This is a genomic window from Gilliamella sp. Fer4-1, from assembly GCF_001690515.1.
Lineage (GTDB): Bacteria > Pseudomonadota > Gammaproteobacteria > Enterobacterales > Orbaceae > Gilliamella > Gilliamella apicola_C.
This window is the reverse complement of sequence record NZ_LZGZ01000264.1, coordinates 1-7849: the sequence shown is the minus strand read 5'-3', so window position 1 is coordinate 7849 and position 7849 is coordinate 1. Positions and strand designations below refer to the sequence as shown.

The following is a 7849-nucleotide window of genomic DNA, read 5'->3' as shown; positions in this document are numbered from 1 at the left end:
TGATAATTTCCAGAAAATCTTTGTATAGTATAATTATATGGATAAAAAATCTACTTGTAATATACCTAATTGTTTGAGTTGAATATAAATATCCAGCGAACATTAGTTAACTTTTTATTTTTACAAACCATTTAAACTGAAATTTTAAGCTAATTTAAATGAATAAGTGATCAGAGGAATTTTAATAGAACAATAATTGAGTTAGATGATTATAGACATTAGATATGCTCGTAAGTAAGTCATACATTTAAAATATGATAATCTTATCTTAGGTAATAAGATAACATATTGCTATCATCAAGCTGGTCGGTAGCTAACCAACTTTCTTTTAATTTAATAATATGCTTTTAATTTAATAATATGTTAGAGGATTTTACAAAGTGTTTTGCATTGGATAACTGTATATTCTTCATCAAAATGTAATAAGCTAGCCACTCTTGTTTTAGGTTATTTTTACACATTTAACTGTAATGTTATATTACAGCTGTGGCTACCTATATACTGATTTGTCTTATTTTTTAGCGATAAAAACAGCCCGTATTGGCGCAGGGTATCCTTCAATGGTTTTGGTTGGATCATCAGGATCTAAAAAATCAGCAAGCGAATCCGATTCCATCCATTCAGTTTTGCGTTGTTCATCTAAGCTAGTTTGTGAAATGTCTATCACTTTTATATCCGAAAAACCACATTTATTGAGCCAATTAATCATGGTTGGAACCGATGGAATAAAGTAGACATTACGCATTTGTGCATAGCGATCACCTGGCATTAATGCTTGATGTTCATCTCCATCGATGATTAAAGTTTCCAGAATTAACTGACCTCCTTCAACTAGCTGATCTTTTAATTGGAATAAATGATCAAGTGGAGACCTACGATGGTATAACACCCCCATTGAAAATACCGTATCAAAAGCATTAAGTTTAGGGAGTTGCTCAATGCCTAAAGGCAATAAATGCGCTCTTTGATCGTTACCCAAAAGTTTGCGAATAGCTTCAAATTGGCATAGATAAAGTGCCATTGGATCAATTCCAACAGCCAGTTCTGCCCCTGCGCCAATCATTCGCCATAAATGATAACCACTATTGCAACCTACATCTAAGACAATTTTTCCTTTTAGGCTATCGATATGATTAATTAGGCGCTCCCATTTCCAATCAGAACGCCATTCAGTATCAATATCGATACCATATAAGTGAAAAGGGCCTTTACGCCATGGCATCATGGTTTTCAGTAGTTGGGTAATTCGTTGTTGCTCGCCTGAAGATATAGGATATTCACTATTGACAGTTACACTATGCAGTAAATCAATTTGAAAAGGGGCCTTAGATGGTAAGTGTTTAATACTATTTAGCCATTGATTGAAACGGTTATCGCTATTTTGTCTTTGCCAATTTGCGAGCTGAGCTGGCAACACTTCTAGCCAGTGGCTAAGTTTATTTTTTGCAATAATTTGGTAAAAATCACCAAAATCAATCATTTTTTCATCCTTATCAGTTGCGCTGAAATTAATTGGCTATTTTATGGCAATAATAGATCCAAAATTAAAACATTGAAACCATGTATCAATATGTCTAAAACCTGCTTCAGATAGTCGCTGTTTATGCGTTTGGATTGTATCTGTTAGCATGACGTTTTCTAACATATTACGTTTTTGACTGATTTCAAGTTCACTATAGCCATTAGCACGTTTAAAATCATGATGCATATTAAATAACAATTCATCGACTGTTGTATCGCTAAAGCTAAATTTTTCCGAGAGCACTAAAATGCCATTAGGTTTCAGTGCGTTATAGATATTATTCAAAACACGTTGGCGTTTTTTTGGGGTTAAAAACTGTAAAGTGAAATTGAGCACCACCATTGATGCATTTTGCATATTGATGTTGCAAATATCATCACATATTATATCCACAGGTGTATTGGATTTATAAGACTCAATATGCCTTTTACAGCGTTCAACCATAGGTTGGGAGTTATCGACTGCGATAATCTGGCAATTTTCTTGAGTAATATGACGACGAATAGATAATGTAGCAGCACCTAATGAGCAACCCAAATCATAAATTGTTGAATTGGGTTGTACAAATCGTTCAGCTAACATACCGATCATTGATATGATATTAGAATAACCAGGAACAGAGCGTTGCACCATATCAGGAAAAACTTCGGCAACTTTATCATCAAACGTCCAATCGCCTAGTTTATCAATCGGTGTTGAGAACAATTGGTCTTTTTTAATATTCATAAAACTAATTGGTACTATAGAAATTAATTTTGCTATTATAGCATTTTTTTATATTCAACTGCTCGGATAATTATGGGGTTTGTCAATTTTATTACTATTTTTATAGTATTTGTGGTTAGTGTTTTAGCAACCATCTATCTGGGAAAACGATGGCTGTTTTGGTTTGATTTTTATGTCACAGGTTGTTGTCGGTTTATTTATTGGATTGTTGTTTTTATAGCGGGACTATCGCTCATTTTTTTAAAAATAGTGAATGGTATTTCAACTTATTGGTTACCTTTGTTTTGTAATACTATTACTGGCTTAATAATTTGTTGCTTTTTTGTATTGCTTATTTTTGATACTGTACGTTGGCTAAGTAAAAAACAAGTAAAACCTAATCTATGGCTTAAAATTGCATATATCGTTATAGTAGTATTATTATTTTGCTTTGGTCATGAAATGGCAATTAACCCCAAGATTGTTTATTATCAGGTTAAGATAAATAAACTAGCTAATACCGAGCATTTACGTATTGTACAGCTTTCTGATATTCATATTAATGAGTTAACTACACACCAATTTGTTCAACAAATGGTTGATGATGTCAATAAGCTTAATGCTGATTTTATTGTTATTACTGGAGATACATTGGATAAACGCTTAAAACCTTTTATCCAAAATGATTTTGATCTGCAATTTCGACAATTAAAAGCTAAATATGGTACTTATGTCATATTCGGTAATCATGAGTATTTAGCGACAAATGAAGTAAATAACCGAGAAGAAGATATTATTAGCGCTTTTAGGCAAGCAGGTATGAAAGTCTTAAAGGATGATATTATTTCTTTTGATGATTTAGGTATCACGATAGTTGGCCGAGATGATTTTTCTTCATTTCTCTATGATGTGAAACGGGCATCATTGTCCGATTTGATTATGTTTACTGATACCAATACACCAATTATTTTACTCGATCATCAACCCAAAGATCTTAATGAACCAGCAGAATTAGGTGTTGATTTGATGATTTCTGGCCATACCCATGCAGGACAAATATTTCCGATCAATCTCGTTGAAAAATTAATGTATAAAAATACTTATGGTTTGTACCAAAATCAAGATCATCATTTTACTAGTATTGTCAGTAGCGGGTATGGTTTTTGGGGACCACCAATTCGGCTAATGACACGTTCTGAGATTGTAGTAATTGATATAGAATTTGAAAAAAGCATACACAAAGAATAAACATATTTTAATAGGAGTTTGATTTTGTCTTATCAACTTATTGTAACTAATGATCAGTTAGCTGATTATTGTTCAAAAATTGAAAATAGCTCAGCAATTGCTTTAGATACTGAATTTGTTCGGACTCGAACTTTTTATCCTCACTTAGGACTATTACAAGTGTTTGATGGTAAATGTGCTGCGTTAATTGATCCTATTAATATTACTAATTGGCAACCTTTTTTAGTGATGTTAAATGATCCTAAAATTGAAAAATATTTTCATTCGTGCAGTGAGGATATCGAAGTTTTTCTTCATCATTTTGGTATTGTGCCAACTCCAATTATCGATAGCCAAATATTAGCTTCTTTTTTAGATAATCCTTTAAGTAGTGGTTATGCTAGCTTGGTAAAAAAATATTTAGAAGTTGAGCTTGATAAGAGTGAAACTCGAACAGATTGGTTAAAACGACCCTTAACTGAAAAGCAGTGTAACTATGCTATTAACGATGTATTATATCTTTTTCCATTAATCAACATTTTAAAGGAAAAATTAACTACTAATCATTATTTACAAGCAGCTTATCAAGAGTGCCAAATGACAGTAGATCGGAAATGTGAAATAATAGATCCAAACGATGCTTATTTAAACATTAAAAATAGTTGGCAACTGAAAGGTAAAAGTTTAGGGCAATTGTATAAATTAGCGAGTTGGCGATACAAGCTGGCCAAAGAGCAAGATATTGCTTTAAATTTTGTGATTCGTGAAGAAGTATTATGGAAAATAGCTCGTTACTTGCCCACTTCATTAGCTGAACTTGACAAGTTAGGTGTAAAGGGGAAGGAAATTCGGTTATATGGGCAAGCAATTTTAGATATTTTAGCTGCCCCTACACCCGACATTTCAACTATCTGCCGAGTGAATAGTTACCCTGATTATAAAAAAATTACCGAAGAACTAAAACAAGCAGCACAGGCTATTTCTTTAAAAACAAAGCTTAGTGAGGATTTATTGCTTTCACGGCGCTTAATTAATCAGTATGTAAAATGGAAAGTAGATAAAAAGGGCAATGAGCCAGAATTATTAACAGGCTGGCGTAAATCTTTATTTAAACCATATTGCTCTTAATGATTGGTTGCGTGTAGGTTTAATTTTGAGGTTTAAGTATTTTTTAATCCAATAATAGGTAAAGTGAGTTTACGATAAATAGCCAATAATCGAATAATAAGCGTGGTAATAATACCAATCAATGTTGAATATTCCAATGGGAGTTTGAGTGCATTATAGGCGATAACATGAGTTGCACCGCCAATTAAGCAAGCCGTAGCATAAATGTCGGTTTTAAATACCATTGGAATATCTCGAGCTAGCACATCTCTAAGAATACCGCCACCAACACCCGTCATTACTCCCATACACACGGCTACTAAGCTGTTTACATTAGAGTCAATGGCTTTATTCACACCAATGCCTACAAATACTGCAAGCCCGATAGCATCTAATACAAAAAATAACCATTTAGGTATCGTGATTGAAGGTGAATAACGTAATAAAAGCATTGTCACTAACGAGGTAACGATAGCAACATACAAATCAGTCGAATCAGAGATCCAAAAGATTGGTCCATGATTTAAAACTATATCGCGAATGGTGCCACCACCAATGGCGGTGATGACAGCTAAAACTAAAGCGCCAATGGGATCCATTTCTTTTTTGGCTGCTAATAATACGCCAGAAATAGCAAATACAATAGTCCCTAATATGTCAAACCAGAAAAGATAATTCACGCAAGCTCACTTAGCATTGCTTCAACTATCAACGACGATTGTTTTGCGGCTAATTTTAAAAAGGCTTGAAAATCAACAGCAGATTCACTATCTCCATTATCTGAAATAGCTCGAACAACGACAAATGGCACTTTAAATAGCCAGCAAACATGCCCAATGGCAGCTGCTTCCATTTCAACAGCAATGGCATGAGGGAAAGTTTGTTTTATTCTTGCCAAATTGCTTTTACCATTGATAAATGCATCGCCACTACCAATAGAGCCTTCAATTGCATTAACGCCGTGTTTTTCGATACAATTTTTAGCTAATGATTGGTATTTAGGCTCTGCGGCAAATGCCACAGGGCAACCAGACATTTGCCCTGGTTTGTAGCCAAAAGCGGTTAAATCAACATCATGGTAAAAAACATCTTTTGAAACAATAATATCACCAATATTGAGGCTAGAAGATAGCCCGCCAGCCGACCCTGTATTGATAACGGCATCAACTTTATAATTGTTTAATAATAATGTTGTTCCTGATGCTGCAGCGACTTTACCAATACCTGATTGCAGTAACACAATGTCACAGCCCGCAATTTGCCCACAGTGAAAATCACAACCTAAATAGTGTTCAACATGATAATTGGTGATTTTACTTTTTAAAATGGCGACTTCTTCTTCCATGGCTGCAATAATGGCGATTTTCATACGATCCTCTGGGCTTTGTTTGGGTAACTTTAATTTAGATATGCTATCATAATTTGAGAAGATAAATTTGACAATATATGAATCAATCGGAGCTGAAATTGCGAACAATTTTTATCACAGGGTGCTCAAGTGGAATAGGGCTTATTTCGGCAATTGCATTAAAAAAACGCGGTTATCGTGTTATAGCGTCGTGTCGAAAATTATCAGATCAGCAAAAACTTATCGAGCAAGGGTTTGAAACAGTGTTGCTTGATCTTGATAATCCAGAATCAGTTAAACAAGCTGCCCAAACGGTTATAGCCTTAACAGAAGGTAAATTATATGCGTTATTTAATAATGCCGGTTTTGGTGTTTATGGACGATTAAACACGATCAGCCGTGAACAGTTGGAATCTCAATTCTCTACGAATTTTTTTGGTGTACATCAGTTGACGCAATTATTACTTCCTGCCATGCTGGCACAAAATGAAGGGCGTATTATTCAAACAAGTTCTATTGTTGGAATAGTTGCAACGCCTGGGCGAGGAGCTTATTCAGCGAGTAAATATGCATTAGAAGCGTGGTCTGATGTATTAAGGCTGGAATTGGCTAAGACCAATATCAAGGTTAGTTTAATTGAGCCAGGACCATTAAAAACTTACTTTTCGAATAATGTTAATCAGGTTGAAAAGGAAAAAATTGTAAAAAATCCGCCTATAGCTAAACGGTTCACTTTACCGCCTGAAGCCATTTTACCTTATTTATATCATGCGTTAGAGCACGCTAAGCCAAAAATCCGTTACAGGGTAACAAAAATAACTAAGATAGCAGCTATTGCTAAACGTTTGCTTCCTGATAGATTAATGGATAAAATTCTAAACAACAAGTAATAACCGATCATATCCCTAGGACATAATATGCAAAATCAATTTATTTTTGATGTTAATGAGCAAAATATTCAAGAGGTGATTGAACGATCATCTCAATCTCCCGTGTTGTTTTATTTTTGGTCAGCAAGAAGTCCAAATTATGAGGCGATGACTCAAATATTAACTAAATTAGCTAATCAACATCATGGGCAATTTATTTTAGCGAGTGTTAACTGTGATGAGCAACAAATGCTCGCAGCTCAATTTGGATTACGAGCGATCCCAACCGTTTACTTATTTCAAAATGGGCAACCTGTTGATGGATTTCAGGGACCACAACCTGAGGAAACAATCAACGATTTTCTAAAAAAAGTGCTGCCGAATGAGGATGAACTTAAGTTAGTTGAAGCACACAATCTATTTAATGAAGAAAAATATCAAGAAGCTTTGCCTTTATTAAAAGAGACGTGGAAATCGTTAACTGACCATCTAGGTAAGCCAAGAACTGATATTGCATTACTGTTGATAAAAGCGTATATACAATTAAAACAATTGAGCGAAGCAAAAGAAGTACTTGCAACCATTCCTTTGCAAGATCAAGGTGCTGATTATCATAGTTTGCAAGCAGAGATCGAATTACTTGAACAAGCGGCTAATTCGCCAGAGCTTCAGCAGTTACAAAATCAACTAGCCAAGCAACCAGGCAATACTGAACTTATGATTCAATTAGCTTCGCAATTAATGTCGGTAGGTCGCCATGAGGAAGCACTTGAATTGCTTTTTAACCCATTAACTAAAGATCTTAATGCTGGTGACGGACAGTTAAAAAAAGCGTTACTTGATTTACTTGCAGCACTAGGTACAAGTAATCCACTAGCAAGCGGTTATCGACGCAAGTTATACACATTATTGTATTAAAAACTAAGCGCTATGAAATTTAAATTAGAACGAATTTTTAAGAGATTGCTGATAATGTTGTTAAGTACAAATCAGGGGACTGCAATTTCCTGTGCTGCTTATATTAAATCTCTGAAAAAAGATATACATAGAAGTAAAATAGATGAGTTAAAT

The 7849-nt window shown here is 34.4% G+C and carries 8 protein-coding genes; 4 read left to right on the top strand and 4 right to left on the bottom strand.

Going from position 1 to position 7849, the window contains the following annotated elements; genetic code table 11:
* Nucleotides 1-511: 511 nt before the first annotated feature.
* Nucleotides 512-1480: a tRNA 5-methoxyuridine(34)/uridine 5-oxyacetic acid(34) synthase CmoB gene (cmoB, locus tag A9G30_RS09330; RefSeq protein WP_065588771.1), complete on the bottom strand. Its 969-nt coding sequence runs from the start codon at nt 1478-1480 to the stop codon at nt 512-514.
* A 36-nt stretch (nt 1481-1516) separates the two neighbouring features.
* The gene (gene cmoA / locus A9G30_RS09325) at nt 1517-2248 is read right to left on the bottom strand and encodes a carboxy-S-adenosyl-L-methionine synthase CmoA (protein WP_065588770.1); all 732 of its coding nucleotides are present in this window, start codon (nt 2246-2248) and stop codon (nt 1517-1519) included.
* Between the two features lie 72 nt (nt 2249-2320).
* Here cmoA and A9G30_RS09320 point away from each other — a divergent pair, with 72 nt between their 5' ends.
* Nucleotides 2321-3475, top strand: coding sequence for a metallophosphoesterase (locus tag A9G30_RS09320; RefSeq protein WP_065588769.1), 1155 nt, complete (start codon nt 2321-2323; stop codon nt 3473-3475).
* A 24-nt stretch (nt 3476-3499) separates the two neighbouring features.
* The gene (rnd, locus tag A9G30_RS09315; RefSeq protein ID WP_065588768.1) at nt 3500-4582 is read left to right on the top strand and encodes a ribonuclease D; all 1083 of its coding nucleotides are present in this window, start codon (nt 3500-3502) and stop codon (nt 4580-4582) included.
* Nucleotides 4583-4614: 32 nt separating this feature from the next.
* Here the strand turns inward: rnd and A9G30_RS09310 are convergent, their stop codons facing one another.
* Together A9G30_RS09310 and mtnN are read right to left on the bottom strand one after the other, a co-directional pair.
* A complete protein-coding gene (locus A9G30_RS09310) occupies nt 4615-5241 on the bottom strand; it encodes a TRIC cation channel family protein (protein WP_065588767.1) in 627 nt (208 codons plus the stop codon).
* Nucleotides 5238-5930: a 5'-methylthioadenosine/S-adenosylhomocysteine nucleosidase gene (mtnN, locus tag A9G30_RS09305; RefSeq protein WP_065566977.1), complete on the bottom strand. Its 693-nt coding sequence runs from the start codon at nt 5928-5930 to the stop codon at nt 5238-5240. Before mtnN ends, A9G30_RS09310 begins: the two co-directional genes overlap by 4 nt.
* Before the next feature lie 77 nt (nt 5931-6007).
* Between mtnN and A9G30_RS09300 the strand changes: the two genes are divergently transcribed.
* Both A9G30_RS09300 and A9G30_RS09295 read left to right on the top strand, forming a co-directional pair.
* Entirely contained in the window at nt 6008-6799 is a 792-nt protein-coding gene (locus tag A9G30_RS09300) for an SDR family oxidoreductase (protein ID WP_065588766.1), read from the top strand.
* 27 nt (nt 6800-6826) lie between these two features.
* Nucleotides 6827-7696 carry a co-chaperone YbbN gene (locus A9G30_RS09295; protein WP_065588765.1) on the top strand — a complete coding sequence of 290 codons (870 nt, stop codon included), beginning with the start codon at nt 6827-6829 and terminating at the stop codon, nt 7694-7696.
* Nucleotides 7697-7849 lie beyond the last annotated feature (153 nt).

Excerpts from the sequence above, each read along its gene's own strand:
- cmoB (WP_065588771.1), bottom strand. The coding sequence starts at position 1,480 with ATGATTGATTTTGGTGATTTTTACCAAATTATTGCAAAAAATAAACTT.
- cmoA (WP_065588770.1), bottom strand. The coding sequence starts at position 2,248 with ATGAATATTAAAAAAGACCAATTGTTCTCAACACCGATTGATAAACTA.
- A9G30_RS09320 (WP_065588769.1), top strand. The coding sequence starts at position 2,321 with ATGGGGTTTGTCAATTTTATTACTATTTTTATAGTATTTGTGGTTAGT.
- mtnN (WP_065566977.1), bottom strand. The coding sequence starts at position 5,930 with ATGAAAATCGCCATTATTGCAGCCATGGAAGAAGAAGTCGCCATTTTA.
- A9G30_RS09300 (WP_065588766.1), top strand. The coding sequence starts at position 6,008 with ATGAATCAATCGGAGCTGAAATTGCGAACAATTTTTATCACAGGGTGC.
- A9G30_RS09295 (WP_065588765.1), top strand. The coding sequence starts at position 6,827 with ATGCAAAATCAATTTATTTTTGATGTTAATGAGCAAAATATTCAAGAG.